Annotated in this window: 23 protein-coding genes; 11 read left to right on the top strand and 12 right to left on the bottom strand. The window is 61.3% G+C overall.

What is annotated here, in order from left to right; translation table 11 throughout:
* Window positions 1-43 precede the first annotated feature (43 nt).
* The 3 genes from ACSQ8V_RS11010 to ACSQ8V_RS11000 are packed head-to-tail and all read right to left on the bottom strand — an operon-like array spanning window position 44 to window position 2,631.
* Entirely contained in the window at window positions 44-1,084 is a 1,041-nt protein-coding gene (locus ACSQ8V_RS11010) for an amino acid--[acyl-carrier-protein] ligase (protein WP_436205737.1), read from the bottom strand.
* A 3-nt stretch (window positions 1,085-1,087) separates the two neighbouring features.
* Window positions 1,088-2,383 (bottom strand): acyl-CoA dehydrogenase family protein, encoded by a 1,296-nt coding sequence (locus tag ACSQ8V_RS11005; protein WP_436205736.1) that lies wholly within the window; start codon window positions 2,381-2,383, stop codon window positions 1,088-1,090.
* Window positions 2,380-2,631: an acyl carrier protein gene (locus ACSQ8V_RS11000; RefSeq protein ID WP_213761563.1), complete on the bottom strand. Its 252-nt coding sequence runs from the start codon at window positions 2,629-2,631 to the stop codon at window positions 2,380-2,382. The genes ACSQ8V_RS11005 and ACSQ8V_RS11000 overlap by 4 nt, the downstream gene beginning before the upstream one ends.
* 344 nt (window positions 2,632-2,975) lie before the next feature.
* Between ACSQ8V_RS11000 and ACSQ8V_RS10995 the strand changes: the two genes are divergently transcribed.
* The 5 genes from ACSQ8V_RS10995 to ACSQ8V_RS10975 all read left to right on the top strand — a co-directional run bounded on the left by ACSQ8V_RS10995 (window position 2,976) and on the right by ACSQ8V_RS10975 (window position 9,173).
* Window positions 2,976-3,506 (top strand): GNAT family N-acetyltransferase, encoded by a 531-nt coding sequence (locus ACSQ8V_RS10995; protein ID WP_436205735.1) that lies wholly within the window; start codon window positions 2,976-2,978, stop codon window positions 3,504-3,506.
* A gap of 163 nt (window positions 3,507-3,669) precedes the next feature.
* The gene (locus tag ACSQ8V_RS10990) at window positions 3,670-5,352 is read left to right on the top strand and encodes an O-antigen ligase family protein (protein ID WP_436205734.1); all 1,683 of its coding nucleotides are present in this window, start codon (window positions 3,670-3,672) and stop codon (window positions 5,350-5,352) included.
* 116 nt (window positions 5,353-5,468) lie between these two features.
* Window positions 5,469-6,662, top strand: coding sequence for a glycosyltransferase family 4 protein (locus tag ACSQ8V_RS10985; protein ID WP_436205733.1), 1,194 nt, complete (start codon window positions 5,469-5,471; stop codon window positions 6,660-6,662).
* Window positions 6,663-6,835: 173 nt separating this feature from the next.
* On the top strand, window positions 6,836-7,957 hold the full coding sequence (locus ACSQ8V_RS10980; protein ID WP_436206639.1) for a glycosyltransferase family 4 protein: 1,122 nt from the start codon (window positions 6,836-6,838) through the stop codon (window positions 7,955-7,957).
* Window positions 7,958-8,066: 109 nt separating this feature from the next.
* Window positions 8,067-9,173 carry a glycosyltransferase family 4 protein gene (locus ACSQ8V_RS10975; protein ID WP_436205732.1) on the top strand — a complete coding sequence of 369 codons (1,107 nt, stop codon included), beginning with the start codon at window positions 8,067-8,069 and terminating at the stop codon, window positions 9,171-9,173.
* A gap of 5 nt (window positions 9,174-9,178) precedes the next feature.
* Here the strand turns inward: ACSQ8V_RS10975 and ACSQ8V_RS10970 are convergent, their stop codons facing one another.
* From ACSQ8V_RS10970 to ACSQ8V_RS10960, 3 genes are read right to left on the bottom strand one after another with little or no spacing between them, the layout of a single operon-like run.
* A complete protein-coding gene (locus tag ACSQ8V_RS10970) occupies window positions 9,179-9,313 on the bottom strand; it encodes a hypothetical protein (RefSeq protein WP_436205731.1) in 135 nt (44 codons plus the stop codon).
* Complete coding sequence (locus ACSQ8V_RS10965; RefSeq protein WP_436205730.1) at window positions 9,310-10,287, bottom strand: glycosyltransferase family 2 protein; 978 nt, start codon at window positions 10,285-10,287, stop codon at window positions 9,310-9,312. Before ACSQ8V_RS10965 ends, ACSQ8V_RS10970 begins: the two co-directional genes overlap by 4 nt.
* Complete coding sequence (locus ACSQ8V_RS10960) at window positions 10,226-11,185, bottom strand: glycosyltransferase family 2 protein (protein WP_436205729.1); 960 nt, start codon at window positions 11,183-11,185, stop codon at window positions 10,226-10,228. The genes ACSQ8V_RS10965 and ACSQ8V_RS10960 overlap by 62 nt, the downstream gene beginning before the upstream one ends.
* A gap of 209 nt (window positions 11,186-11,394) precedes the next feature.
* On the opposite strand from ACSQ8V_RS10960, the gene ACSQ8V_RS10955 reads away from it, so the two are divergent.
* The 6 genes from ACSQ8V_RS10955 to lepB all read left to right on the top strand — a co-directional run bounded on the left by ACSQ8V_RS10955 (window position 11,395) and on the right by lepB (window position 20,015).
* Window positions 11,395-13,335, top strand: a complete 1,941-nt coding sequence (locus ACSQ8V_RS10955; RefSeq protein WP_436205728.1) for an alpha/beta fold hydrolase — start codon at window positions 11,395-11,397, stop codon at window positions 13,333-13,335.
* Window positions 13,336-13,582: 247 nt separating this feature from the next.
* Window positions 13,583-15,043: a flippase gene (locus tag ACSQ8V_RS10950; RefSeq protein ID WP_436205727.1), complete on the top strand. Its 1,461-nt coding sequence runs from the start codon at window positions 13,583-13,585 to the stop codon at window positions 15,041-15,043.
* Between the two features lie 104 nt (window positions 15,044-15,147).
* Window positions 15,148-16,791, top strand: a complete 1,644-nt coding sequence (locus tag ACSQ8V_RS10945) for a mannose-1-phosphate guanylyltransferase/mannose-6-phosphate isomerase (RefSeq protein WP_436205726.1) — start codon at window positions 15,148-15,150, stop codon at window positions 16,789-16,791.
* Window positions 16,792-17,150: 359 nt separating this feature from the next.
* Complete coding sequence (locus ACSQ8V_RS10940; RefSeq protein ID WP_213761554.1) at window positions 17,151-17,906, top strand: FadR/GntR family transcriptional regulator; 756 nt, start codon at window positions 17,151-17,153, stop codon at window positions 17,904-17,906.
* A gap of 332 nt (window positions 17,907-18,238) precedes the next feature.
* A complete protein-coding gene (locus ACSQ8V_RS10935; protein ID WP_436181915.1) occupies window positions 18,239-19,219 on the top strand; it encodes a Gfo/Idh/MocA family protein in 981 nt (326 codons plus the stop codon).
* 88 nt (window positions 19,220-19,307) lie between these two features.
* Window positions 19,308-20,015 carry a signal peptidase I gene (gene lepB, locus ACSQ8V_RS10930; RefSeq protein ID WP_436205725.1) on the top strand — a complete coding sequence of 236 codons (708 nt, stop codon included), beginning with the start codon at window positions 19,308-19,310 and terminating at the stop codon, window positions 20,013-20,015.
* Between the two features lie 905 nt (window positions 20,016-20,920).
* Here lepB and ACSQ8V_RS10925 read toward each other — a convergent pair.
* The 6 genes from ACSQ8V_RS10925 to ACSQ8V_RS10900 form a co-directional block, all read right to left on the bottom strand.
* A complete protein-coding gene (locus ACSQ8V_RS10925; protein WP_213761552.1) occupies window positions 20,921-21,580 on the bottom strand; it encodes an amino acid ABC transporter permease in 660 nt (219 codons plus the stop codon).
* Between the two features lie 134 nt (window positions 21,581-21,714).
* A complete protein-coding gene (locus ACSQ8V_RS10920) occupies window positions 21,715-22,506 on the bottom strand; it encodes a cystine ABC transporter substrate-binding protein (protein WP_436205724.1) in 792 nt (263 codons plus the stop codon).
* 132 nt (window positions 22,507-22,638) lie between these two features.
* Entirely contained in the window at window positions 22,639-23,679 is a 1,041-nt protein-coding gene (locus ACSQ8V_RS10915) for a quinone-dependent dihydroorotate dehydrogenase (protein ID WP_213761550.1), read from the bottom strand.
* Between the two features lie 152 nt (window positions 23,680-23,831).
* Window positions 23,832-24,722, bottom strand: a complete 891-nt coding sequence (locus tag ACSQ8V_RS10910; RefSeq protein WP_436181913.1) for an arginyltransferase — start codon at window positions 24,720-24,722, stop codon at window positions 23,832-23,834.
* 209 nt (window positions 24,723-24,931) lie between these two features.
* Window positions 24,932-25,681, bottom strand: a complete 750-nt coding sequence (aat, locus tag ACSQ8V_RS10905) for a leucyl/phenylalanyl-tRNA--protein transferase (RefSeq protein ID WP_436205723.1) — start codon at window positions 25,679-25,681, stop codon at window positions 24,932-24,934.
* Between the two features lie 14 nt (window positions 25,682-25,695).
* The gene (locus ACSQ8V_RS10900; protein ID WP_213761547.1) at window positions 25,696-26,241 is read right to left on the bottom strand and encodes an NUDIX hydrolase; all 546 of its coding nucleotides are present in this window, start codon (window positions 26,239-26,241) and stop codon (window positions 25,696-25,698) included.
* Between the last annotated feature and the right edge of the window lie 79 nt (window positions 26,242-26,320).

The raw sequence follows: 26,320 nt of genomic DNA, 5'->3' as shown, positions 1-26,320 counted from the left end.
CGCTCGCGGCTGGAATCCGTTATGCCGCTGCTATGGACGGCAGTCATGACAGCGCCTCGAGTCCGGCGCTGATACGCGACTGCGTGTCGCCCCAAAGGAACTCACGCACGTCGGCCGGCCACGCTTTGACATCGAGGCCGTGATGCCGGAAAAGGGCAAGCGTCGTGCGTTCCATGCCGAAACCGACGCACGCGGTATGCGCCAGTTCACCGTCCGCTTGGGCGATCTTCCAGATCTCGCCGAAGTGTTCCATGTGATAGTTGAACGACAGGCAGGCGGTCGGCCGGTCAGGCGTGGCAACCGGAATCAGCAGTTCGAATTTCAATTGCTGAGCGCGCTGGCTGTCGGCCACGATCTTGCCGCCACGGCCGAAAAACGGGTCGTTGGCGAGATCGATTTCGAACGGCAGGCCGAGCATTTTCACGAGCAGCGAACCCCGCTCGATCCATTTTTCCCGGAAATCCATGACCTGCTGCGGACTGCCGAGACGCACGTATTCGCGCATCCGGAACATCTGCATGCGGCCCGGATCAATGGAGGGTTCATGGCGGAAGCAATACGCAAACACGTCGACAGTTGCACCGTCTTCGGCCAGTGCGCCGCGTTTCGCAATGGTCGGGTAGATCGGATAGCAGGCCGCTGGCGTCAGGACCAGGCGGGTCGGCTTTTGCTGGTCCATCCATTCGTCGGTGCGTTCTTCCTCGCCTACGGATACGGTCTTTTCGAGGGCTTCCAGAAGCCGATGGTGACCGCGGTCATTGCCCTGGAACGAGTGGATTGTGCCGGCGAGATCAGGGAAGCTCTTCAGGTATTCGCTGTCCTCGAAGTCGTGGCGGCGCATGGCGGGAGGAAAGCGCAGCACTTCAGCTTCCTGGTCGGCGCCCAACAGGGTGATCGCGTTGTTCAGACGGTCGATCACGTCTTCGAATACCTGGCTGCGGCCATACAAGCCGTCTTCGCCGGTATCGATCAGGATTCCTGCTTCAATCAAACGATCCCGCAACGTGATGTCCGAAGCGCTGTAGGTGGATGCGTGTTGGGCATCGGCGGCTGCGATGGCCGCGTGTTCCGTTACCGTGTTCATGTCCTAGATTCTCCCTGTAGCCGGCGTGCGCTGCGCAAGCAGCAGGTTCGCCGTGTTCAATTGGATGCGGTCGTTGCTGATCATCAGCGGTGCTGAGAAAAGATCGCGCAGATGACGCCCAACGCTGTAATCAGTGTTGTTCTTGTAGCCCGCCATGCCGCAGATCATCAGCGTCTCCTGCACGACCTGCAGCGCAGTCGACGAGATGCTGAGCTTCAGCGTGTTCATGTCGGAGGCGAGACTCAGTGAGGCGCCCAGCGGTGTATCGAAATCGCAGGCTTCCTGTGCGTCGCGCGCAATGCGTTCCGACGAGGCGTCGCTTGCGGCATCGAGTGCAACCTTGAGGCGTGCCTGCATCATGCGCAACTGAGCGACTGCGTCCGCGAGCCGTCCCGCCGAAGGGGGCAATGCACCCGGCTTGCCGCGCGCCTGGGCACGGAAGAACTGGTGCGCGCGATTCACGGCGTCGGCGGTAATGCCGATCCACACTGACGCCCAGAGCGTGTGCGAAACCGGCAACATGCTCTGGTCGGCAATCTGCGCGAACGGCACGGGCAGGATCTGCTCGGCGCGGCCCTTGGCGATGAGCCGGAAGCTTTCGCTGCAGGTGCCACGCATGCCGAGCGAGTCCCAGCCGCCGCGCTTTTCCAGCACGAGCGAGTCGCGCGGCGCCACGATCAGCACCTGGTCCGACGCACTGGCCTCTGGACTGCGGCGCGCGGTGACCAGGATGCAGTCGGCATGCTCGCCGTACGAGATGGTCGGTGCGAGCTTCTCGATCCTGAACGCGCCATCGACCAGTTCGACCGCACAGGCGCTGGTGCGCATGTTGCCGCCGATGGTTTCTTCGGACGTGGCCGAGGCGAGCAGCCATTGCTCGTCCACCAGGCGCGCGATCATCTCGCGTTGCCACGGGATTGCATGGCCCTGATCGACGATGCAGGCCACCTGGCTTTGATGCATCGCATAGACCATTGCAGTCGATGAACACGCACGCGCCAGTGTTTCGCAAATGCGCGCCACTTCGGCAAGCGTCAGGCCGGCCCCGCCAAGCGCGGCAGGGATCATCGCGGACAACAGGCGTTCGCGGCGCATTGCCTCGAAGGCTTCCACCGGGAAACGCGCATCGCGATCGACTGCGGCGGCATGAAGTGCTGCGACTTGGGCCACGCGGCGAGTGGCGGCGAGCCACGCGGGCTCGGCCGACGCGTGCCGCACGTCTTCCACAATCCGTGCTGCCACGACCGCGGCTTCTTCGGTCTTCACTGCAAGGACGGCGACATCCGTCGAGGCGTTCATGCTGCGGCCTGCGCCAGTTGCAGCTCGGTCACCGCGGCGGCGAGCGAGTCGATCGACGAAAACAGGCGGCGCGTCAGCATGCGGTCGGGGATCTCGATACCGAACTCGTCTTCAACGGCGAGCATCAGATGAACCGTCGCGAGCGATGACAAACCGGCGGCGTAGAGGTCGGCGTCGTCGGCGAGCGAGTCTGCGGGAACGTCGAGCCGGGCGGATTCGGTAAGGATGCGGCGCAGTGCGGATTTCATGTAATAGCCCCCCAAAGAAATGTCACTAAAGGTGTTTCACCTAAGACCGGCCGCAGCCGCTTGATATCGGCTTGGTCGCGTGACCGGAACCGGACTGGTCTTGCAATCGGCAACCTGGCGCACGTTTGTTTTGAAGCCTGGAGGCTCATCCCGTGTTGGCGGACTCCAGACTTTTTCTCGCGGCAGTTCGTCATTCGCCGATTGCGGTTCGGTTGACCGTATTTAACGGATTGGCAAGGGGTTGCGTCGGTGCGATGCCGCACGGAAGTTATGCGGTCGGAGACTTAAGGTATGAACATCGAACAGGCCGGTGCTGCCGGCTTTATCTGGAGCAGGACCGGCACATGAACTGGAAAGCACTCGACTTCGAGCAAATCACCGCACGGGAGCTGTATTTGATCCTGCGGGCGCGAAGCGCTGTGTTCGTTGTCGAACAGTCCCATGTGCATCTGGACCCGGACGGGCGCGATGAAACGTCGCTCCATGTGTTTGCAGTCGATGACATCTCGCGGCCGATGCCCGTCATGGCCTATGCGCGCTTGCACGAGGGCAGCATGGGGCCGGCTGAGGCAGGGGTGGTCGTGGTGGACAAGATCCTTACCAGCCCGCTGCGTCGAGGCGACGGCACGGCTGCGGCGCTGATTGCGCGTGTTATCGCGGCAGCGGGCGAACGGTGGCCCGGGCGGGGTGTGCGCTTACTGGCGCCGGTGGGCTTGCGCGGCTTTTACGAAGCATTCGGATTTCGCAAGGATGAGGGGCCGTTCGTCGAGCGCGGCGTTCGCTTGATTGGACTGATACGCAAGAGCCGTTATAACGGCCGCACGAACCAGCATGCCGGCGAGGCGGATTGCGTCGATACGGTAGAGGAAGTTTGAAGGTTTTGAAAACGCAGCAGCTCGTGAAGTGCGAGTGAAGTCCCTGAAATGCGTATCTGCAAGTGCCTGACGTCGGCATTGGACGTTTCCAAATGACACAGAGGACGCGAGTGACGTGCATTGCACGAACACGACGCCGACCTCTCCTTCACAGGATTTAACGATGTCGAGTGTTTCGATCACGAATGGGCGAGACAAGTCGCCGGACGGGGCTGTCGGGTCGTGGAAGACGCCATGGATGGCGCAGCGCGAGAAGATGGCGTCCGCGCCTGCGCCGTCGCCGGCCGCAAAGGCAGCTCGCGCGGCGAAGCTCGCGGCCGAAGACGTGGAGCTGAAGCAGCGCGCGGAGCTGAGCCGGCGGCGCCGGATGATGATCGCGCCTTTGGCGTTTGCCGCGCTCACGGCCTTATTGCTCGTGCTGCATCAGAGCCGTGTGCTGGAATTCTTTTATCCGGCGGGTGCCGTCGCGGTCGCCGCGATTCTCTACAAACGCTCGCCCGCGCACTATCTCTCGTTCGTCGTGTGGCTGTTCTTCCTCACACCGGAAGTGCGGCGCCTGTCCGACTACTTCACCGGCACGTTCAGTGACCGCAGCCTCATCATGCTCGCGCCGGTGATAGCGGCCGCGCTGTGCGGCATGAACCTGCTGACCCATTTTCGCGTGCTGATGCAGCGGCGTGCGATCCCGCTCACGCTGATCGTGCTCGGCATCTTCTATGGCTATGTGATCGGCATGGTGGGCGCTGGAATTGCAGCCGCGTCCTATACGCTGATCTCGTGGTTGTTCCCCGTCCTGATCGCTTTCCACATTCTCGTTACATGGCGGCAGTACCCCGAATATCACCGCACGATGCTCAAGACATTCGTGTTCGGCGGCTTTGTGATTGCGGCGTACGGCGTGTTCCAGTACGTCAGCCCACCGCCCTGGGACGCGTTCTGGCTACTGCAGTCGGGGATGATCTCCGAGGGCGTGCCGCTGCCGTTCGGCATGCGGGTCTCCAGCACGATGAATTCCTCAGGCCCCTTTGCCATAGCGATGATGGCTTGCCTGCTGATGACGCTCGCCGCGCGCAACAAGACGGCCTTTCTCGCGGGCGGCCTGGCCGTGCCGGCGCTGATCGGCACGATGTCGCGCAGCGTGGTCGGCGGCCTCGCCATCGGGCTGGTGTACCTGTTCGTCATGCTCGACGGCCGCAGCCGCTTGCGGCTGGTCGGCGGTGTCGCGGTGATCGTGCTGCTGTGCTCGCCGGTCGCCATGATCGATGAAATCTCGGACAAGGCGATGGCGCGCTTCTCCACGGTGACCCAGCTCGATAACGACTACAGCTATCAGGTCCGCACCGAGATCTACAACCACTTCCTCTCCGAGATGACCACCAATATCGCGGGGCAGGGTCTTGGCATGACCGGTCTCGGCTCGAAGCTTTCGGGCGATGGGTCGTCGAATAATGTCGACTTCGACAGCGGCCTGATGGAAGTGCCGTACGTGCTTGGATGGCCCGGCACGCTGCTCTACGCGGCAGGATTGCTGATGCTGATACTGCGCGCGTTTGTTGCCAGCTTCGCCAGGAAAAGCGATCGCTTTGCCGTGGCCGGCACGGCCGCGGCGTTCGGCGTGCTGGCCATGATGGTGTTCGTCAATACGCTGGTTGGCTCGGGCGGCATGTTCTTTTTCATCGGCGTGATGTTGCCCGTTACCGGCTGGCGTTATGCGCGCGAGATTCAACAGTCGGCGCGCGTCGCCGCCGTTCGTTTAGACGCTGTGGTCTCGCCGGGGCGCGCAGCCACGGGGACCGTGGCGCAGCGGAACATCGCGCAGCCGTCTACGCTGACTTTGCGCATATGAGCGCCGTTGCCGATCAGTCCGATCAGTCCGTTCAGTCCGTTCAGTCCAGTCAGTCTGTGGGACCCAGCCAGGTACCGGACAGCACAACAGCACACTCAGTATCCAACGAGGACCGTATGAATCTGCTTATCGTCACCCATACCGTCGGCCGCAACGACGGGCAAGGGCGCGTCAACTACGAGGTCGTCCAGGCAGCGCTTGCCGCGGGCCATTCGGTCACGCTGCTCAGCACCAAGGTCGACGAAACGTTGAGCCAGCATCCGCGCATCACTGTTGTTCGCATGCCCGTGAGCCGGGTGCCGACACGCTTGCTGCAGTACCAGATGTTCGCGTTGCGTGTTGCTGCGTGGATTCGCGCGCACCGTCATGAATTCGACGTGGTGCAGGTCAATGGTTTTATCGCCTGGACAGATTCCGATGTGAACGCCATCCACTTCGTCCACACTGGTTGGTATAAAAGCGGCTATTACCCGTTTCGCCTGACCGGCGGTGTCTATGCCGCATATCAACTGTTGTTCACGCGGCTCAACGCATGGTGCGAACGCTGGGCGTTCAGGCATGCACGCGTGCTGGTGCCGGTGTCGGAGAAAGTGAGTTCGGAGCTGGTATCGCTTGGCATGTCGCGCGACAAAATCCGCGTGATCCATAACGGCGTGGATAACGTCGAGTTCTCGCCGGGCTTGTCGCAGACATCGCAGCGCGAGCGTTTCAAGTTGCCCGAAGACCCATTCATGCTGCTGTTCGCCGGCGACCTGCGTACCGCGCGCAAGAACCTTGATACCGTGCTGCGCGCGCTCGTGAAGTGTCCGCCCAACGTACATCTCGCGGTGGCCGGGGGCGTGGAGAACAGTCCGTATCCGGCCATGGCGGCCGCGCTCGGTGTGGCGGATCGCGTGCATTTCGTCGGCATGATCCGCGATATGCCCACGCTGATGCGTTGCGCCGATGCGTTCGTATTCCCGTCGCGTTATGAAGCCATGAGCCTCGTGCTGCTCGAAGCGCTGGCTTCCGCGTTGCCGGTGATTACCGTGCACACGACCGGCGGCGCGGAAGTGGTCACGCAGGAGTGCGGCATCGTGCTGGACGATCCCGACAATGAAACTCCGCTTGCCGAAGCTATTTCGCTGATTGCATCCGACCCGCTGCGGGCCCGCGAAATGGGGCAGGCGGCTCAAGCGCTGGCCGCGACGTTGTCCTGGCAGACCATGGCAGCCCGCTATCTCGCGCTGTTCGAAGACATTGCGAAAACCCGCAAGGCTGTTCGCCGCAACGCGCGAGCTGGCCGAGGGATCGTATCGGTGAAGACATGAATACCGCCATCAAATCAATGACGACGCATGCAAGCACGACCACCCCCATCGCGGACCGCGCGCCCAAGGCCAACGGTGCGAAGAAACCTTTGAAGCAGTCGCCGGGCAACCCTTCGAAGGACGCGTCGAAGCCGCCGTTAAAACCGCGGATCATCGACTCGCTGCAGATCGGCATGAACTGGTTCGATGAGCGTCCCGGTGGCCTCGATCGCGTGGTCAGCGCGCTGATCCAGTCGCTGCCCGCTCAGGGCGTGACCGTGCGAGGCCTCGTAGCAGGAAGCGAAAACGTGCGGACATCGACACAAGGCGTGGTGACGCCGTTCGCCGCGCCCGATGCGCCTTTGGTCAAGCGCGTAATCGGCTTGCGGCGTGCCGCTGTCGAACTGCGTAACGCCCGTATGCCCGACGTGGTCGCCGCGCATTTCGCGTTGTACGCAGCGCCCGTGCTCGGCAAGTTTTCGCGCGTACCGAAGGTGATCCATTTCCACGGACCCTGGGGCGATGAATCGGCGCACGGCGCGCGCGGCCATGCGAATGTGATGCTGCGGCGTGTAGTTGAACGGCACGTGTATCAGCGCGGCAATCTGCACATCGTGTTGTCTCAGGCTTTCGGCGATGTATTGCAGAAGCAGTATGGCGTGAACGCGCGCACCATCCGCATCGTGCCGGGTTGTGTCGATGTCGATCATTTCAGCTCCGATGTTGACCGGCGTGCGGCACGTACAGCGCTTGGACTCCCGCAAGACCGGCCCATGCTTTTTTGCGTGCGCCGCCTCGTCTCGCGCATGGGCCTGGAAGACCTGATCGACGCCATGTTCGTCGTGCGTCAGCAAGTGCCCGACGTGTTGCTGACTATCGCCGGCAAGGGGCCGTTGATGGAGGCGTTGCAGGCGCGTATCGACTATCGGGGTTTGTCGCAGCATGTGCGTCTCGCGGGGTTTGTCGCCGACGAAGCGCTGCCGCTCTGGTATCGCTCGGCTGACGTGTCGGTCGTGCCGACAACGGCGCTGGAAGGCTTCGGCCTGACCACCATTGAATCCCTCGCAAGCGGCACGCCGGTGATCGTGACGCCCGTGGGCGGTTTGCCCGAAGCGGTCGCGCCACTGAGTCAGGAACTGGTGCTGGAATCGGGCGGCTTCCAGGCGCTGGGGGCAGGGCTCGCCGGTGCGTTGCTTGGCAAGCGGGTGCTTCCCAGCGAAGCGGAGTGCCGTGCGTATGCGCGTTCGTACTTCGATTTGCCAGTGATCGCGGCGCAGACCGCCGCGGTGTATCGCGAAGCTATCGACTCGTATTGAATGAGAGAGAAGTAGTCAGCAGTCGCTAGCAGTCTCTAGCAGTCACCAGCAAGAAGAAAGAAGGGCCCCGGCGCCCCAGGCGCCGCTCAACCTCGAACCAGACCTAGTCATGAAAATCGTTCACCTGGCCACGCATGCGCAATGCAACGGCAACGGCACCGTCAACGCGATGGTCGATCTGGCGTGCATGCAGGCACGCGCCGGACACGACGTCGCGGTCGCGTCATCGGGCGGCGCCTACGAGTCGTTGCTGCGGCGCCATGGCGTCACGCATTCGCTGCTGCAACAGTCGCGCCAGCCCTGGCGCGTGCCGGCCATGATCGCGGGGTTCGGCCGGTTGATCGAACGGTTTAACCCCGATGTCGTGCACGCGCACATGATGACCGGCGCGTTGATCTCGCGCTTCGGCAGCATGCGCCGCCGCTTCGCGCTGGTGACCACCGTCCATCACGATATTCAGAAAAGCGCTTCGCTGATGCGTTTTGGTGACCGTGTGATCGTGGTGAGCCACGCGGTGGGTGACGCAATGCTCGAACGAGGCGTGCCGGCGGACACCCTGAGCGTAGTGACGAGCGGCACGATGGGTTCACCGCGTTTTTCCGCACGGCAGATGCCGCGGGAATTGCACTTGCAGCATCCGAACGTGGTGTGCGTGGCAGCGATGTTCGAGCGCAACGGCATTGCCGACCTTCTGCACGCGTTTTCGCATGTGCGGCAGACGCAAGATGTACAGCTCTATCTGGTGGGCGACGGACCTGATCGCGGGCTGATGGAAAGCCTTGCCGAACAACTTTGCATTGCGAATCATGTTCGATTTACAGGGTTCGTCGCGGATCCCCGCGCGTATCTGGCCGAAGCCGATGTCTTCGTGTTCGCTGCACATCAGGCACCCGGGCCGCTGGTGATCAGCGAAGCGCGGGAGGCGGGTTGTGCGATCGTCGCGACGAAGGTGGGTGGCATTCCTGAGATGCTGGAAAACGGCAGTGCAGGGGTCCTCGTTGCGCCGCAGGAGCCGATGCAACTGGCGGCCAAGATGGGATGGCTGCTGATGGATTCGCCGGTACGCGCGCAATATGCCGCGCGTGCGAAGCGAGATCTGGAGCGTTTTTCGGTGCAGCGCGTGTGCACGGAACATCTCACGGTCTATGAGCAAGCGATTTCCCAGTGCGAGCACCGGCAGAACCGTCCGTCGACACGACGTGCGCCAGCGGCGTGACGAAGTTACCCGGCGGCCGCAGGTTCTGGGCCGCTTGATTGCGCATTAGCCGCTTGTGTTGCGGTAGATAAAAAGGCGATCAGGTTATCCTGATCGCCTTTTTTAAATGAACGCTGCTTACGACTGCGCGTTTCAATCATCCCGCGAATTCGCGTTCCACGCTTTTCAGCCGCCGCTGTGCATGATCGCGCTTGGCCAGCGCCGCGCCGCTGCGCGCTGCGCGCCAGCGCTGCAACGCGCTCGCCTCGCGATGGATGAAGCGAGCACGCGCGAGATTGACCCAGCCCAGACATGCGCCGTGTCCGACGACAGTGAGCCACAGCAAGGCCATGCCTCGGCGTGTACCGCGATACTCGTCACGCACGATCAAATGCAGGTTATACGACTCGTTTTCGATCGCGGCCCAGCTCCGGCTGCCACGCATGGCGCGCGTATCTTCGTCGAAGCGTTGCGCCGGATAGTGATCCACTTCCACCGCTGGATCGTAGACAAGGCGCCAACCCGCACGCCGCACCGCTGACGCGAACGCCATGTCGTTGTTGACCTGCGCGCCGGTGCCGCGCAGACGCGTATCGAAGCGAATGGCATTGCCGCTGATCGCGCTCACGCGATAGCTCATGTTCGCGCCCTTGAGGAAGTCCACGTCGCGCGCGGCCCCCACGCCCAGATGATGATTGCCGATCGCGCGGCCTGGGAACTGCCAGCGGCCTACGTCCGGTTCGGCAGCATCGAGTGTCGTGCCATGTTCATGCACCCAGTCGCGCCCGCCGACGCCGCCCACGTCAGGCGAGTTCGCGAAATGGCATTCGATACGTTCGAGCCACGTCGGGCGGGGCGCCGCGTCGTCGTCGGTGATCGCCACGATGTCGCCGGTGACTGCGTCGAGACCCGCGTTCAATGCGGCAACCTGGCCGCCCTGGGCGACTTCAACCTTGACGAGCGGCAGGCGCGCGCGCGACTTCTCGATCACGAGCCATGCTTGCGTTTCTTCGTCGGCGCCGCGGCACACCACCAGTACTTCGTCCGGTGCGCGCCGTTGCCGCGAGAGCGCATCAAGGCAGCGAGCGAGATCCGAGGTTCGACGATAGGTGGGTACGAGTACGGTGATCTTCATGTTGTATGGCGAGTCCTTCCGGGGTGTATCGGCGAATGTAGGCGATTGCGCGTGAAACCGTGCGCGCGCTGCGTGCAAGACCTTTGGGTCCGTGTGCGCGCAGGTTGTGCACCAGGTTGTGAGCCACGGCAAGCGTCAGGAACAGCGCGGCTTTCGGGCGGTTGCGCTCGAACCACCGATAGCGCTTATGCGTCACGTAGATGCGCGAGGCTTCAACGAACGCGGCGTAGTAGTCGCGATTCACCGTCGACGGAAAATGCGAATTGAACACATCCGGCAGAAGCCGGACCGCGCATTTTCCCTGCAGCGTGGCGCGCATGACGATATCCACTTCGTCATAACCGTAGACCAGATGCTCGTCGAAGCGAATCAGCTTGAAGAGCCACGCAGGGAAGACGGTGCTGTTAATGACAACAGTGTCGTGGTGATCGCCGGGGCGGTAGGGCCGTGACTGGAAACCGAGAAACGTGGTTGCGTTTGCATAAACGCGCTCACCGTAGTTTAGTTCGTATCCCGTAACAATCAACTTTTCCGGATGTTGCCCACCATGCTGAAGCGACTCGGCCATTTGACTCAGGAAGTCTGTGCTGAGGGTAGCGTCATCGTCGATGAATGCCACGTGCGTGCCGGTCACCGCGTCAAGCGCGCAGTTGCGGTTCGCACCAAGGCCGCGGCGGGGTCCTTCCAGAAAGACGACGCGTGCAAAGTCAGCGGCAATCATTTCACGCGTGAGCGTATCGGTGCTGTCGTCCGACACCACGATCTGGTGCGCCGGATACGTGGATGCTTCGACCGAACGCAACGCCCGGGCAAGGTCCCCAGGACGATTACGCGTGCAGATACATACCGAGAAGCGCGGCGCATCGGACGGACTGGGTTGTTGAACAGCGGTGACCATGTGTTTTCCCCGGCATTTTCGTGTTCTGTGCCGCGCATGCAGGACACGGCGTGATGCCCTATTTGACTCGGCCATGAAAAAGCCGTCTGTTGGACATCGAACATCAGGGGAATAACGGTGGCGGAAAAGTGCTCGCGGTGGCGGAAATATCAGCCTGCGCTTGTGCAGTGTGTGCGGACGCACTGAATCATTGGCGTAGTGAAAGTGTAATGCGCAGACAACTTAATAACGACGCTCTTTCGGGACGCAACTTCGAGATGACGCCAATAATTTTTGACCATTGCTTTGGCTGGTTGCACGAGGGTGGGCCTGCCGCGACGCGCGGCGTAGTGCTCTGCCAGCCGTTCGGCCGCGAGGCCATGTGGGTCCACAAGGGCTGGCGCGTGTTCGCCGAAGCCCTCGCGGACTCAGGCGCGCCGACGCTTCGCTTCGACTACGCCGGCACAGGCGACTCGGCGGGCGAGTCGGAAGACGGCGAGCAGATCGAGCGGTGGTTGCGAAGCATTCGGTCGGCGATCGCTTATTTGAAAGAATCGATGGGGGTCACTCAAGTGGTCCTGTGCGGCTTGCGTCTGGGCGCGACGCTCGCCGCGCTGGTGGCGGCCGACGAAGAAGTCGATCAACTGGTGTTGCTCGCCCCCGTGTTGTCGGGCAGGCAATACTTGCGTGAGCTGCGTCTGCTGCAGCAGAACTGGCTTGAAACAGGTGGTATTCACGTCGCGCCCCCGCCGGCCGATGCCGACTATGCGGAGGCGGTAGGGCATCGCTTGATCGCATCGAGCGTCGCGATGCTGAGCAAGTTCGACTTGCTGCGGGACGCACGGTTGGCTGAACGAGCGCCGCGGCGCTTGCTTGTACTCGATTCTTACGATCCCTCACGCTCGAAGAAACTCGTCGAAGCTTGCAGCGCGGCAGGAGCGGATGCGCAGTTCGAGCCATTCGACGAATGCGCCGCGTTCATGCAGGAATCCGGCGTGACCGAGACGCCACGACAGGCGATTGCACGCATTGTCGAATGGTTGGGCGTCACTGAGCAGGCTGAACCGGCGGTGGCCGCATCGATTGCCAAGCCGCCCGAATCCCCTGTCCTCATTGCCGACGGGGTCCGCGAAACGCCCGTGATCTTCGACAATGGCCGTCTGTTCGGCATTCTGTGTGAGCCGGAAGAGCGCGCGCAGTCGCGCCGCTCGGTCGTGTTCGTCAACCCGGGCGCGACCCATCGGATAGGCGACGCGCGCATCTCGGTCACGCTCGCTCGCCGACTTGCGCGCCAGGGCTTTGCGTCGTTGCGATTCGATATCGGCACGCTCGGCGACAGCGCTGCCGTTGTCGACAAACGTCCGCTGTCGCTGCTGTTTTCCCGCTCGGGTTGCGACGACGTAGTGAGCGCTGCCGCGTTCCTGGCCGAGCGTGGTTTCGACGATGTCTCGTGTTTCGCGGTCTGCTCGGGCGCTTACGTTTGCCTGCACGCGGCGCCGGTGAGTCCCTATATTCGTTCTCTCGTGCTTGTGAACGCGCCCAAGTTCGGTTTCCCGGAAGATCCCATGTCGTTCGCCGCGAACGACAACCGGCCGAAGACGGCAACCAGTACCTTCATGCGCTCCTTCAAGACGGCGAGCAAATGGAAGCGCGTGTTGCGCGGCCAACGGCGCCTGACGCCAATCGTGAAGGAGCTGACGCGGCGCTTAGGCACACGCCTGAAGGCCAGCGCGGCGTATTTCGCCGAGCGCACGATCGGCGTGGATTCGTCCGGTTCGCGGGTGCGCGCGATGGTTCGCCAGTTGGGTGAGCGCGACGTGAAGGTTCGCTTTGTCTATGGCGCCGGAGATCCTGGCATGGACGAGTTCGCCGTGTTTTTTGGTGCGGGCGGACGACGGATGCGCAAGTGGCGCAATGTCGAAACCGTTCATCACGACACCCTCGATCACGCGTGCTTTTCGTATTCGGCGCGCGAGGAAATGATGGCGTCGTTCGTTCAGTTCGTGCAGGGCGAGCCGCCGCAAGCGGCGCGTGGCGGCCTTGGCTGGGCGCGCCTGGGTGCATTGCTGCCGCGCTTCACGGCCCGTGCCACAGCCCGTGCCATAGCCCATGCTAACCGGCCCGACGAGATGCCCACCGACATGCATGCCAAGGCGCTCGAATCGCGATGAATCGAAAGAATGCAAAGAATTGCAAGAGATCGAAGGCCGCCGCGCAATGCGTTCGTCTGCGTACAGACCCTGATGCGGCACCCCCTTACTCTGGCATCTAATTCGTCTGACCTTCGGGCGGGCACCCGCTGCGTGCACTTGAATGTGCATTACCTGTGCGCTGCAACGTGCCTGCATTCACCGCAAAGCTGTGACGCGGTGCCTTGATTTATCCTGTGTGAGTTTGTTGTAATCGGCCCGTTGCTCAATGGAAAAAAGTCTTCTCAGGAACATAGCGATCAATTTCGCCGGGCTCATCCTGCCCGTGTTCGTCTCACTCGCGACGGTACCCGCCTACATCCACGGCATGGGGATTGAACGCTACGGCGTCATCAACCTGGTGTGGGCGTTGATCGGTTATTTCAGCGTGCTCGATCTCGGTATTTCGATGGCGACCGAAAACCATATCGCCAAGGCGCGCCAGTCCAACGACGGCACCATCGAGCGCATCTTCTGGAGCGCATTTTTTCTCAATCTGGCCACAGGTTTTGTCGGTGCCGTGCTGATCTGGTTCGGCGCGTACGTGTATGTCGTTCATATAGCGACCATCGAACCGGTGTTCCAGCGGGAAGTGCTGCATGCGCTGCCGTGGATTGCGGTGGCCGTGCCCATCGCCAACATTTCGTGGGTGTTCAGCGGCGCGATCGGCGGCATGGAAAAGTTCGCGCTGTTCAATACCAACCAGACCATCGGCACGTTCCTGTTCCAGTTGCTGCCGCTGGCCGCGCTGTACCTGATCTCGCCGTCGCTGGCGGTGGTTGTGCCGGCAGCCGTCATTGCGCGGTTTCTGGCGGCCCTGCTGCTTGGCTACGGCACGTTCCGTGCAATAGGCATCAAGCGCATCTCGAAGCCGGAATGGCCGCTGATTCGCGAACTCTTTAATTATGGCCGCTGGCTGCTGTTGTTCTCTGGCGCAAACATGATCGCAACGACACTCGACCGGGTGGTGATCGGTTCCATGCTCGGTGCCAGGTACGTGGCGTATTACGCCACGCCGCAAAACCTCGTCACGCGCATGAACCTGCTGCCGAGCGCCATGCTGCGCACGCTGTTCCCGCGCTTTTCGGCCTCCGCAAGCGATCACGCCGATGAACTCTCGCACCAGGCGCTCGCATTTCTGAACTGCGCGTTCACACCATGCGTGGTGGTTGCGTTGTTCGCGCTGGCGCCGTTCCTGAACATCTGGCTCGGCCATGAGATGGCCGTTCAGTCCGCACCTGTCGGACGCATCCTTGTCATTGGCGTATGGCTGGCGGGGCAGTCGAGCATTATCGGAGTGCTGATTCAGGCCAAGGCCAATCCGGCGCAGGTCGCGCGGGTCGGCTGGATCGGCTTGCCGGTTTTCGCGCTCGTGCTGTGGCTGAGCATCCGCTGGTATGGCCTGCTGGGCGCAGGCGTGGCGGTGGTTGCGAAGGCGTTCTTCGACTATGCGGCGTTCCTTTATTTCTCGAAGCTCAAGCCACGGCCGATCGTGCGAAACATGGCCGGACATCTGGTTTTCCTGGTGGTTGCGACCGTGTGCGCCGACTCCATGGACTCGCTCAGCGGGATGGCCGCCATTGCCTTCGCACTGATTGCCGGCAATCTCGCATGGTCGTTCTGCGAATCGAGCGAACTGCGCGAGGTCGTCTCGCGTCTCCGGCAAAGATTGCTGCCCAACGCCGGTTGAGGACGAATAAGGTGCCTTGAACGGCAGGTCGACCGAATAGCGTGCGGGCGTTCGCACGCGCACACAACAAAATAGATTTGCCTGCTTAAATAGCGCATCAATCGATGCGTGTTTTTCACGCGTCCGCACCTGTAAGACGCGTTCGGCCCTCAATCAGCTTCAACGCTTCAGGAGTCACCGTGGACGTGTCCCGCCATCCGCTTACAGGCCCCGCCAAGACGGGCGCCGCGAGTGTTCGCGTGCAGCCGGTCATTCTCGCCGGCGGGTCCGGCACGCGTTTGTGGCCGTTATCGCGGCAGCAGTTCCCCAAGCAGCTCATCGAGCTCATGGGCGCGCAATCGCTGCTCGAAGCCACGCTGCGCCGTCTTGACGGTCTCGACGGACTTGATGTGGCAACGCATGGCCACGACGCAATGCGCTTCGCGAGCGCCGATGAGTTGATTGTGGTCTGCGGCACGGAACACAAGTTGCTGACCGCCCAGCAGATCGAGCGTAATGGCCGTCGAGCGCGCATTGTGCTTGAGCCCTGCGCCCGTAATACTGCACCGGCACTGACGCTCGCTGCGCTGGCGGCAGTGGCTGCCGGATCCGGCGACGACCCGGTGCTGGTGGCCATGCCCGCTGATCACGCCGTGGCCGATCTTGATGCGTTCCGTCGCACGATCGCCAAGGCGATCGGACACGCCGCAAGCGGCGCGCTCGTTACGCTTGGCATCGTGCCGGACAAGATCGAAACGGGCTACGGTTATATCAAGGCCGGCGCGGCCCTGGGAACTGCAGATGATGGCGCCCCTCAAGCGCGAGTGCTCGAACGGTTCGTCGAAAAGCCGCGGCGGGAAATTGCCGAACAGTATCTGGCGTCTGGCGAATACTGGTGGAACAGCGGCATTTTCGTGTGCCGGGCCTCGGTCTGGCTTGCCGCCATCGAGCACTTCCAGCCCGCTATTCACGCCGCGTGCGTGATTGCGTTTGAACGTGGCCTGCATCAGGACGGCTTCACGCAACTCGATGTCGACGCGTTCGAAGCATGCCCGTCCGATTCAATCGATTTCGCCGTCATGGAACGGATTGCATACGAGCCGGCGTTTCCGGGCGTTGTGGTGCCCCTCGTAGCCGGGTGGTCCGATGTCGGCGCGTGGGACGCCGTATGGGACATGTCGAACAAGGACGACGACGGCAACGTTGCTCGAGGCCGCGTGATCTTCGAAGGGTCAGCAGACAGTTTCGCGCATTCCGACGGCCGGCTGGTGGCGTGCGTCGGAGTGACGGGTGTAGTGGTCGTGGAAACCGCGGACGCAATCCTGGTGGCGTCGAAGGATCGTGTGCAGGAAGTGAAAGCGATGGTCGGGCGTCTGAAAGCCGCCAAAGGCGCTGAGGCGCAGGATCATCGCAAGGTTCAGCGGCCTTGGGGATTCTATGATTCCATCGATCATGGCGAGCGTTTTCAGGTAAAGCGTATTGTAGTGAAGCCGGGCGAACGGCTCTCGCTGCAGATGCACCACCATCGCGCGGAACACTGGATTGTCGTGCGCGGCACGGCGCTCGTCACCCGCGGAGAAGAGACTTTCCTGGTGAGCGAAAACCAGTCCACGTTCATTCCCCTCGGTACGACACACAGGCTTGAAAACCCCGGTAAAACGCCGCTCGAGATGATCGAGGTGCAATCGGGGACGTATCTGGGCGAGGACGATATCGTGCGTTTCGACGATCAGTACGGACGCGTGACCGAGAAGAAAACAGGGGGCTGAACACCTTTCGAAGGCAGGGCGATTTGTCGGGCAATGAGCATGAAGACCGGGCGTTGGAGAGAACTTAAACGAAGCACTTGAACCAAAGATATCAAGAAGTACTTAATACAGCGATTGCCGAAGCAGTATCGCGAAACGTAAAGACGCAAAGGCAAAGGGATAACCCTTGAGAGGGACATTCCGACTGGCGCTAGCGGTACTGAACACGCAATTTATCGTGCACGGCGCGGGGCCGCTGATTCATCTGATCGATCTGATTGATCAGATGAATAGGCGGCACTCACCGGGCCTTTCGGCGAGCTTGGGGAAGCACGCCGGATGCGCAGGGACACAATGTAGGGCGCAAGGGGAGAGGGGTGATGGACGAAAACAAAGAGCGATCACTGGTGGCTAAGGTGATGGACGGGCTCGTATCGGGCATCGTTGAACAGAAGTACGGCGCGATCCTGCCTCCGCAGGACGTCTTGTCGAAGGAGTTCGACGTGAGTCGGACCGTGATGCGCGAGGCTTTGAGCATGTTGCTCGCGCGTCACATGCTGGATGTGCGCCCCAAGACGGGTACGCGGATTCGGCCGATGAGCGACTGGCGGCTGATCGATGAGGACGTGGTGAGCTGGCGCTTCCGGGCGACGCCGGATCAAGCGTTCCTGCGTGACGTGATCGAGTTTCGAATGTTGATCGAGCCGCGTGCGGCAGCATTGGCGGCGGCCCGTGCAACGCCGGACGAAGTAAGCGGGATTCGCGATGCATTCGACGCGCTTGCGTCGCTCAACGGCAGCGAGCCCGAGTACCAGGCCGCCGATGTCGCGCTGCATACGCGGATTGTGGCTGCGAGCGGTAACCAGTTCTTCCAGCAGATGACGGCTATCGTGCGGGGTGCGCTGGTGACGGTCTATCCGATCGTGGCGGGCATTGCGACCATGCGCGACGCGACGCTCGAAGCGCAGCGCCGCGTGGTGGAGGCGATCGAGGCACACGATGCCGGTGTGGCCGAGCGCGCGATGAGCACGCTGATCGATGTCACCGCGGAGGAAGTCGGGCGGGCTTTTTCGCTTGAACGCCGCGAGGACAGTTCGTCCCCACCGGTCGGTGAATCCGAATCGGCCGGCGCCTGACACCTGCCTTAAGCTTCGCGTCCGGGACGGTTCCGGCGTGGCGAAGCTGGCCCGAGGTTTCTGGTCACGTTCACCGTGGCCGGGCGCGAGCAGCGCCTATTCGGGTTTTTACCTACGCAAACGTTTCACGTCACCTCCCTGCCTGACATCGACGCGTGATGGCCTGTGCGTCGAACGACAATCTCCCGACGTATTCCCTTGAGCTTTGTGATCGGAACGTCATGCGTTGCGCATGCATCGTCCAGGCTTCACGCAGACCGCTTGCGTAGGGGACAATGTGCGCATCGCCGGCCTTGGCCGACTATTCACCACGCATGCAGGGAGTGGGACAGATGAACGCACAGAGCACGATCCGTTGGGGCATCGTTGGCGCGGGAAACATTGCGCACAGGTTCGCTGGGGGGCTGGCCTTTGTGCCGGGCACAACGCTTGGTGGCGTCTGGTCGCGAAGGCCCGAGTCGGCAACTGCGTTTGCCGGGCAGTTTCATACCAGGGCGTATGAGAGTTTCGATGCGCTGCTCGACAACATCGATGCGTTGTACATTGCGACCATGCAGGACAGCCATCCTCAGTACGCGCTGCGTGCTTTCCAGGCGGGACGCGCTGTGCTTTGCGAGAAACCGGCGGCTGTCAACGCGCGGGCGTTGCAGGAGATGATCGACGTGGCGCGGTCATCGAAGCTGCTGTTCATGGAAGCGATGAAACCGCCGTTCTATCCGCTCTACCGGCAATTGCGTGACCATCTCGCGGCTGATCCTATTGGTGAAATCGGTCTGGTTCGGGCCGGTTGTTCGATCGCGAACGTGCCGCTTTCGCACCCTTCGTACTCGATGGAAATGGGTGGCGGCGCGTTGCTCGATATTGGTATCTACGAAGCGTTTCTCGCGGTGGACTGGCTGGGTGAACCGCTCGAGGTGCAGACTTTCGGGCGCATCGGGCAGACCGGCGTGGACACTTTCGCGAGCTTGAATGTGCGGCATGAACGGGGTGTTGCGCAGTTGTTCTGCGGGTTGGATCTGCAAGGCAAGGGCGATGCGCTGCTTGCTGCGACCGGCGGTACGGTGAGCATCCACGAGAACTGGTGGAACCCTGCGCGCGCGACGGTTCGCTATGTGGACGGCCGCACCGTTGAGCTTGATGTGCCCTTTGAGGGTGGTGGCTTGAACTACGAGACTGCGCACTTTTGCGAGTTGCTGCGCGGCGGCGAGACAGAGAGCCCGATCATGCGGCATGCCATATCCATGCAGATGATTTCCATCACCGATGCTGCTCGTCGCGACCTTGGCGTGCGGTTTCCTTTCGAAACCGAATAAGCGCGGGCTGATCAGTCGATTTAATTTAAGCGTCATTTCAGGTTTGAACGTTATGCTGCGTCGTCCTTAACCGCCGGTATTTCCCACCATGCGACTGTTTCCCCGACTCTGGCGTGAAAATCGGAACTTGATTGCGTTTCTGGTGTTGATGACGCTGTTTCGCAGCGCCATTGCCGATTGGAATGTAGTGCCGAGCGGTTCCATGCTTCCCACGATTCGCGAGGGTGACCGGATTGTCGTCGACAAGATGGCGTACGACCTGCGTATTCCGTTCACGCACATTGTGATTGCGCGCCTGCATGATCCGCAGCGCGGGGACATTGTGACGGTGGATTCATCGGCGGCGCATGAGTTGATCGTCAAGCGGCTGATCGGGGTGCCTGGCGATGTGGTTGCCATGCGCGACAACGTGCTTTATATCGATGGCAAGCGGGCGGGTTATCAGCCGGTCGATATCACGGGGGTGGAGGGCGATGCGTCTTCGCCTGGCGAGTATCTCGATGAGAAGCTGGGGCATGTTACGCATGTAGTGAGGTTGTCGGTGCTGGCGCCGAGTCCGCGGCGTTCGTTTGGGCCTGTGACGGTGCCTAAGGGTGAGTATCTGATGCTAGGGGACAACCGCGACGACAGCGCGGACTCACGGTATTTTGGTTTTTTTCCGCGCAGCGAATTGATGGGACGGGCTCGGCGGGTGGCGTATTCGCTTGATCCGGATCGGCATCATTTGCCGCGGATGGACAGGTTTGGGGCCAGGCTGGACGAGGATGCGACGCTCGCGGCGGTGGACAGGTCTTGAGGGGGCTAGGTTCTGAGGTTGGCGGTCGGGGTCAGTGCTGGGTTGGTGCTTTCGGCGGTAGTGGTCTGCGAGAGTCGGATTTTCTCTTTATCACTGTTAGCCACTGTGCGTGGCGGCACGTCATTTCTTTGTCCAAAGCGACAAAGAAACGAAGCAAAGAAAGCGCTTTTAAACCACGCTACCCTAAGTGTCCACAGCGTGCAGTTTTCATTCATAGGTGCCCCAAAAGCACGGTGCTCGCCAGAGCGGAGGATGTGTGAACCCCTCCTTCTCCGAACACGGATACCCACACGCTTCGCCACCAGTGATTGAACCTGCCCAAGGGGCACCCCGCGCTATCCGCGGACGACCGAGCTCCAATTTGTACGCGTGACGGACCACGTAGCCAACCCGTCTGGAAACGAAGCCCCAAAATACGTAAGGCGGTATCCAACGAAAATAACTGTCTAGGCCGTGCAGCAAACTCACCAAAAACTGAAGTAGTAAATCCGCATCGGGCTGTGACGCACGAATATGGCCGCGCAGACTGGGGAGCCAACCCAGCAAAAAAGCGAAGCCGTAAATACGTGTGAGGCCATTTGGATTCCTTAGCAATGGTGCTTGCCCGAGAGCGTACGGGGCGAAGCGTGTTCATGTCAGGATTCGCGAGAAGGAGGGGTTCACACATCCTTCGCTCTGGCGAGCACCGTGCTTTTGGGGCACCCATGAATGAAAACCGCACGCTGTGGACACTTAGGGTAGCGTGGTTTAAAAGCGTTTTCTTTGCTTCGTTTCTTTGTCGCTTTGGACAAAGAAATGACGTGCCGCCACGCACAGTGGCTAATAGTGATAAAGAGAAAATCCGACTCAGGCAGACCGCTAACGCTGAAAGCACCAACCCGGCAATGAACCCGACCGACCAACCCCTAATGCCTCCCCGGCAACGCCAACCTGCGCTCAAACATCCGCTGCACGAACTCCAACACGCTACAAAGCACCCAATACACCACAGCGGCAGCAAGATACAACGGCAAAGGCTGATAAGTAGCGGCAATAACTTCCTGCGCACTGCGTAGCAATTCAGTAACCGTAATCACGGACACCAGCGACGTATCCTTGATCAGGCTAATGAGACTATTCGAAAGACTGGGCACAGCAATCCGCAGCGCCTGCGGACCAATCACATACCGCAGCGTCTGCATCCTCGACAAACCCAAGCTATAAGCCGCCAGCCACTGCCCACTCTGAATCCCGAGAATAGCGCCGCGCATGCTTTCGGAAAGATAAGCCGCCACATTCGCCGACAACGCGATCACCCCCGCTGGCGTCGGATCGAGCGAAATACCCAGACTCGGCAACCCGTAATAGATCACGAAGATCTGCACCAGCAGGGGCGTACCGCGCATCACACTCACATAAGCGCGCCCCAGGCCGACCAGCGTGCGGCTTCGGCTGATGCCCATCATCGCGAGTATCGTGCCCGCGATCAGGCCAAAGAACATCGAATAGACCGCGAACTTGATCGTCAGAACGGCGCCTTGTGCGAGGGCCGGCATGGATTGAACGAGCAGGGATGTCGTGGACATGAATGAGTAGAGTAGGCGTAACGTCGGAGGCGGGCATCAAATGCAAAGGGCGAAATGCAAAGGGCGGCATCTCCCTGGAAGCCGCCCCGATGCCGAACGCTTGAGGGTCCGGGAATGACTGTGCCGGCTCCGGCTTACTTCGCCGGCTTCGTCACGTCGATACCGAACCACTTGTCCGAGATCTTCGTGAACGTACCATCGGCTTCAAGCTGGGTCATCGCGTCATCAATGGCTTTCTCGAACTTCGGATTGCCCTTCTTGAACGGAATACCCGACGGATTGCCCGGGCCCACATTCGCACCCGTGCGCAGCGGCAACTGCGAATTCTTCATCAGGTACGCAAGCATCAGGCGGTCGTTCAACGCAGCATCCAGACGGTTCGAAGCGAGATCGCGCAGGTACTCAGGCGCGCCCGGATACGTCTTCACATCGATACCCGGCACAGCCTTCGCCATGTCCATGTAGTTCGTGCCCAGACCCACGCCAAGCTTCTTGCCCTTCAGGTCCTCAAGCGTCTTGAAGTCCCGCGTGTCGTCCTTGCGCTGAATCAGTTGCGCATTCGAATACGTGTACGCAGGCGAGAAATCAAGCGTCTGCTTGCGGGCATCGGTAATGCCGACCTGATTCACGATCACATCGAACTTGTCAGCCTGCAAGCCCGCAATGATCCCGCTCCATTCTGTGGTCACGAACACCGGCTTCACGCCGAGTTTCGCAGCAACCGCCTTCGCGATATCCACGTCGAAGCCAACCAGTTCACCTTGCGGCGTCTTCGAGTTGAACGGCGGGAAAGTACCTTCCAGGCCAATGCGCAACGTACCGCGTTGCTTGACCGAATCCAGCAGGTCTTCCGCGTGCGCGACCGCCGAGAGTGATGCGCTGATCAAACCTGCTACGAGCACTTTCTTGAAGAGAGACAGTTTCATGAGTTGCGTTACCTTTGTCCGGGTTTTTGTGAGTAATCTGAAGTGCGGCGATGATAGCTAAAACGCAATGCCGTCTTCAGATCGTTTGCTCATGTGGGGTTGAGCCCAAGCGTAGCGAAAGGGGAGACCCAATCATGCAGCGGCACTCGTGCGGGCCAGTGCTTCGACGCATTCCGTCACAAGCGCCGGGCCGCGATAGATCAGCCCGGTGTAGATCTGCACGAGCGATGCGCCCGCTGCGAGTTTCTCGCGCGCGTCGTCGCCCGACATGATGCCGCCCACGCCGATGATCGGCACCTCGCTGCCCAGCTCCGCGCGCAGCTTGCGGATCACCGCATTCGATGCTTCGAAAACCGGCTTGCCCGACAAACCGCCGGCTTCATCGCCGTGTTTCATGCCCGTCACAGCGGTGCGCGACAACGTGGTGTTGGTCGCGATCACGCCATCAATCTTGTGGCGCAGCAAGGTCGCGGCAATCTCCTTGATCTGCTCGTCGTCGAGATCGGGGGCGATCTTAAGTGCGAGGGGCACAAGTTTGCCGTGCATGTCGGACAGACGTTGCTGTTTATCCTTCAGCGCGCCGAGCAGCGCGTCGAGTTCGCCCGCGCCTTGCAACTGGCGCAGGTTTTTCGTATTCGGCGACGAGATGTTGATCGTCACGTAGCTCGCGAACGGGTAGACACGCTCGAGGCAATACAAATAATCTTCGGCGGCGCGTTCTATGGGGGTATCGGCATTCTTGCCAATATTCAGCCCCAGCACGCCGCGATACCGCGCGGCCTGGACGTTCTCGACGAACTGATCGACGCCGCGGTTGTTGAAACCAAGCCGGTTGATCAGCGCCTGCGCGTCGGGCAGTCGAAACATGCGCGGGCGCGGGTTACCGGGCTGCGCGCGCGGCGTGACCGTTCCCACTTCGATGAATCCAAACCCGAGCGAGGCCAGTCCATCGATACACGCACCGTCTTTGTCCAGCCCTGCCGCGAGCCCGACCGGATTGCGAAAGCTCAGGCCCATGACGGTACGCGGCGAATCGGCGGCGCGCTCGGCAAACATGCCGGCCAGGCCGGTGCGGCCGGCGGCGCCCAGCATACGCAGCGTCAGATGATGGGCGTCTTCCGCATCCATGCGAAAAAGTTGCGCGCGGGCGAGCGGGTAGAGGGAGCTGAACACGAGGAAAGGCCGGAGCGGCGTAAATTGAGACGCGCCATTTTAACGGCTTTGAGGAGGCACGCCGAAAAGCGATGACACACCGATGAAAAGCGGATGAAAAGGGCCTCAGGCAAGACCACCAAAAAGGCTATTGCAGGAGCCTGCCGTACGGGTCAGCGCCGCGGTTTGTCCGTGGGCATCTTGCCGGGCATGGGCGGCGTTCCGGCGGAGTGCATGGTAACGGGATCGAGTAACCCCCAGTGGCCGTCGATCAAGCCCTCCAGCGGCCGGAAATTCGCCTTGTACGCCATTTTGTCGCTCTCACGGATCCAGTAACCAAGATAGACGTGAGGCAAATCCAGACTGCGCGCCTGTTCGATCTGCCACAGGATGTTGTAAGTGCCGAAGCTGGTGTGGGGCAGGCCGGGCTCGAAAAATGTATAAACCGACGAAAGTCCGTCGCCGAGAATATCGATCATGCTGATCATGCGCAGCGTGCCGCGCTCGGGCGGATCGTCGACGAGACTGACGGGCAGGCTTGCGTCGGAATTACCGGGATCTGCGGGGTTTGCGGGATTGCCGGCGGGAAGGGGCTCGCGGAATTCCACCAGGCGCGAGTTGATCCGGCTTTGCAGCAAAAATTGCTCGTACTGGTCGCGGCTGTCGCGATCCATGCCGCCGCCCGCGTGCCGCGCCGACTGATAGCGCATATAGAGCGCGTAATGCTCTTCGTCGTAGTGAAGCGGTGCGACGCTCGCTACCAGTCCGCCATGCTGCTTCCAGACTCGACGCTGGGTGCGGTTCGGCTGGAAGTGGTCGATGGCCACGCGCACCGGCACGCAAGCGCGGCAGCCGTCGCAATACGGACGATACGTGAAGACTCCCGACCGCCGGAAGCCCGCCTTGACGAGTTCGGTGTAGACGTCGGAGTTGATCAGGTGACTGGGCGTTGCCACCTGGGAGCGCGCAATGCGTCCATCCAGATAGCTGCAGGGGTACGGCGCCGTTGCATAGAATTGCAACGCCGAAAGCGGAGAAAGCGGCAGCTCATTGGGGTGAGTCACGTTGGCAGCTCTCGTTCTAAGCGTCTATCTTGCTTACCGTCCCAACCGTGCCGCAGCGGTTCGATGCAGGGCGGAAAACCTCGGTTGTGTTGCTATCTTGCCTGCTGACCATCACATTCGATGGTTGTCGATTCGTTCGCGAATATCAAAGCATGCATCGGCTGGCGTCCGGAGCCCGTTCAAACCAGCCGCGTTTAAACCCGCCTCGTTCATTCCGCCGTCGATACGGGTGGCCGAAGCGTTTCGAGCAGCGCGTATTTGTCGAACTGCCAGGGGACCGGCGGCTCGCTGACCGCCCCGCGCAGATGTCTCACAAATGCCTTGCGGGAGATCTCCCGCCCGCCCAGCGACGCCAGATGCGACGTATTCTGCTGGCAGTCTATCATCTCTATTTTATGGCGACGCAAGTGTCCGATGAGCGCCGCGAGCGCGATTTTCGAGGCATCGGTGCGATGCGCGAACATCGATTCGCCGAAAAACATGCGCCCGAACGACACGCCATAAAGACCGCCCACGCGCTTGCCCTCGAACCACGTTTCAATGCTGTGCGCCCGTCCTTCGCGATGCAGCGAGGAATACGCTTCCACGATATCCCCCGTGATCCAGGTGCCGCGCTGGCCTTCGCGCGGCGTCTGGGCGCAGGCACGCATCACACCGGCAAAATCTTCGTCCACGCGAATTTCCCACGATGCCTCGCGCAACACGCGCCGCAGCGTTTTACGCAGCGAATCGGAGACTTTGAATTCGTCGGGAATCAGCACCATGCGAGGATCGGGACTCCACCAGAGCACCGGCTGGCCATCGGAATACCACGGAAAAATACCGCGCTGATACGCATCCACGAGACGGCTGCTCTGCAATTCAGCGCTGGCCGCGAGTAATCCGGGCGCGCCGCTCGCCTCGCCGAGCGCGCGCTCGACGGGGGGGAACGGATCGTCGGAGGCGAGCCAGGGAACCATGATTCTCGGGGCGCTCAGCCTTCGCGCAGCGAGCGGAAGATGTCGCCGGTATGCAGCGCGTAGTTGCCGGCGGCGCGGTCGGCGAAAAAGAAGCGCAGCGTCTGCCCGACCGTTGGGAAGGCGATTTCGTCCCAAGGGATTTCGCTCTCGTCGAAGAGCTTCACTTCGAGACTTTCCTCGCCTGCGTCGATGTCCAGATCCAGCAGCCGTGCCAGATAGAAGAGATGCACCTGATGTACGTGCGGCACGTTCAGCAGCGTGAAGAGGCTCTGGATTTCGACGCGCGCGCCGGCTTCTTCGAGCGTTTCGCGCGCGGCGCCTTCGCTGGTGGTTTCGTCCATCTCCATGAAACCCGCCGGCAAGGTCCAGTAGCCGTAGCGCGGTTCGATCGCGCGCCGGCACAGCAGCACCTTGTCGTCCCAGACCGGCACGGTCCCGACCACGTTGCGCGGATTCTGATAATGCACCGTGCCGCAATTGCCGCAGACGTAGCGCTGGCGATTGTCGCCAGGCGGAATGCTCAGGCCGACCTCGTGGCCGCAGACGGAACAGAATTTCATAGGGGAGAAGTCTGAAAGTGTCGTGCGAGTGTATCACCGAGCCCGCGTCGAGCGGCGGCGCGGGCGCCGGGCAAAAAAG

The organism is Caballeronia sp. LjRoot31 (genome assembly GCF_964253885.1).
Lineage (GTDB): Bacteria > Pseudomonadota > Gammaproteobacteria > Burkholderiales > Burkholderiaceae > Caballeronia.
Note: the sequence above shows the minus strand (reverse complement) of the source record. Positions and strands in the feature narration are given on the sequence as shown.

What these genes read in the sequence shown, in the direction of transcription:
- ACSQ8V_RS11010 (WP_436205737.1), bottom strand. Translation starts at nt 1,084, where the DNA reads ATGAACACGGTAACGGAACACGCGGCCATCGCAGCCGCCGATGCCCAA.
- ACSQ8V_RS11005 (WP_436205736.1), bottom strand. Translation starts at nt 2,383, where the DNA reads ATGAACGCCTCGACGGATGTCGCCGTCCTTGCAGTGAAGACCGAAGAA.
- ACSQ8V_RS11000 (WP_213761563.1), bottom strand. Translation starts at nt 2,631, where the DNA reads ATGAAATCCGCACTGCGCCGCATCCTTACCGAATCCGCCCGGCTCGAC.
- ACSQ8V_RS10995 (WP_436205735.1), top strand. Translation starts at nt 2,976, where the DNA reads ATGAACTGGAAAGCACTCGACTTCGAGCAAATCACCGCACGGGAGCTG.
- ACSQ8V_RS10990 (WP_436205734.1), top strand. Translation starts at nt 3,670, where the DNA reads ATGTCGAGTGTTTCGATCACGAATGGGCGAGACAAGTCGCCGGACGGG.
- ACSQ8V_RS10985 (WP_436205733.1), top strand. Translation starts at nt 5,469, where the DNA reads ATGAATCTGCTTATCGTCACCCATACCGTCGGCCGCAACGACGGGCAA.
- ACSQ8V_RS10980 (WP_436206639.1), top strand. Translation starts at nt 6,836, where the DNA reads ATGAACTGGTTCGATGAGCGTCCCGGTGGCCTCGATCGCGTGGTCAGC.
- ACSQ8V_RS10975 (WP_436205732.1), top strand. Translation starts at nt 8,067, where the DNA reads ATGAAAATCGTTCACCTGGCCACGCATGCGCAATGCAACGGCAACGGC.
- ACSQ8V_RS10970 (WP_436205731.1), bottom strand. Translation starts at nt 9,313, where the DNA reads ATGATTGAAACGCGCAGTCGTAAGCAGCGTTCATTTAAAAAAGGCGAT.
- ACSQ8V_RS10965 (WP_436205730.1), bottom strand. Translation starts at nt 10,287, where the DNA reads ATGAAGATCACCGTACTCGTACCCACCTATCGTCGAACCTCGGATCTC.
- ACSQ8V_RS10960 (WP_436205729.1), bottom strand. Translation starts at nt 11,185, where the DNA reads ATGGTCACCGCTGTTCAACAACCCAGTCCGTCCGATGCGCCGCGCTTC.
- ACSQ8V_RS10955 (WP_436205728.1), top strand. Translation starts at nt 11,395, where the DNA reads ATGCGCAGACAACTTAATAACGACGCTCTTTCGGGACGCAACTTCGAG.
- ACSQ8V_RS10950 (WP_436205727.1), top strand. Translation starts at nt 13,583, where the DNA reads ATGGAAAAAAGTCTTCTCAGGAACATAGCGATCAATTTCGCCGGGCTC.
- ACSQ8V_RS10945 (WP_436205726.1), top strand. Translation starts at nt 15,148, where the DNA reads ATGCGTGTTTTTCACGCGTCCGCACCTGTAAGACGCGTTCGGCCCTCA.
- ACSQ8V_RS10940 (WP_213761554.1), top strand. Translation starts at nt 17,151, where the DNA reads ATGGACGAAAACAAAGAGCGATCACTGGTGGCTAAGGTGATGGACGGG.
- ACSQ8V_RS10935 (WP_436181915.1), top strand. Translation starts at nt 18,239, where the DNA reads ATGAACGCACAGAGCACGATCCGTTGGGGCATCGTTGGCGCGGGAAAC.
- lepB (WP_436205725.1), top strand. Translation starts at nt 19,308, where the DNA reads ATGCGACTGTTTCCCCGACTCTGGCGTGAAAATCGGAACTTGATTGCG.
- ACSQ8V_RS10925 (WP_213761552.1), bottom strand. Translation starts at nt 21,580, where the DNA reads ATGTCCACGACATCCCTGCTCGTTCAATCCATGCCGGCCCTCGCACAA.
- ACSQ8V_RS10920 (WP_436205724.1), bottom strand. Translation starts at nt 22,506, where the DNA reads ATGAAACTGTCTCTCTTCAAGAAAGTGCTCGTAGCAGGTTTGATCAGC.
- aat (WP_436205723.1), bottom strand. Translation starts at nt 25,681, where the DNA reads ATGGTTCCCTGGCTCGCCTCCGACGATCCGTTCCCCCCCGTCGAGCGC.
- ACSQ8V_RS10900 (WP_213761547.1), bottom strand. Translation starts at nt 26,241, where the DNA reads ATGAAATTCTGTTCCGTCTGCGGCCACGAGGTCGGCCTGAGCATTCCG.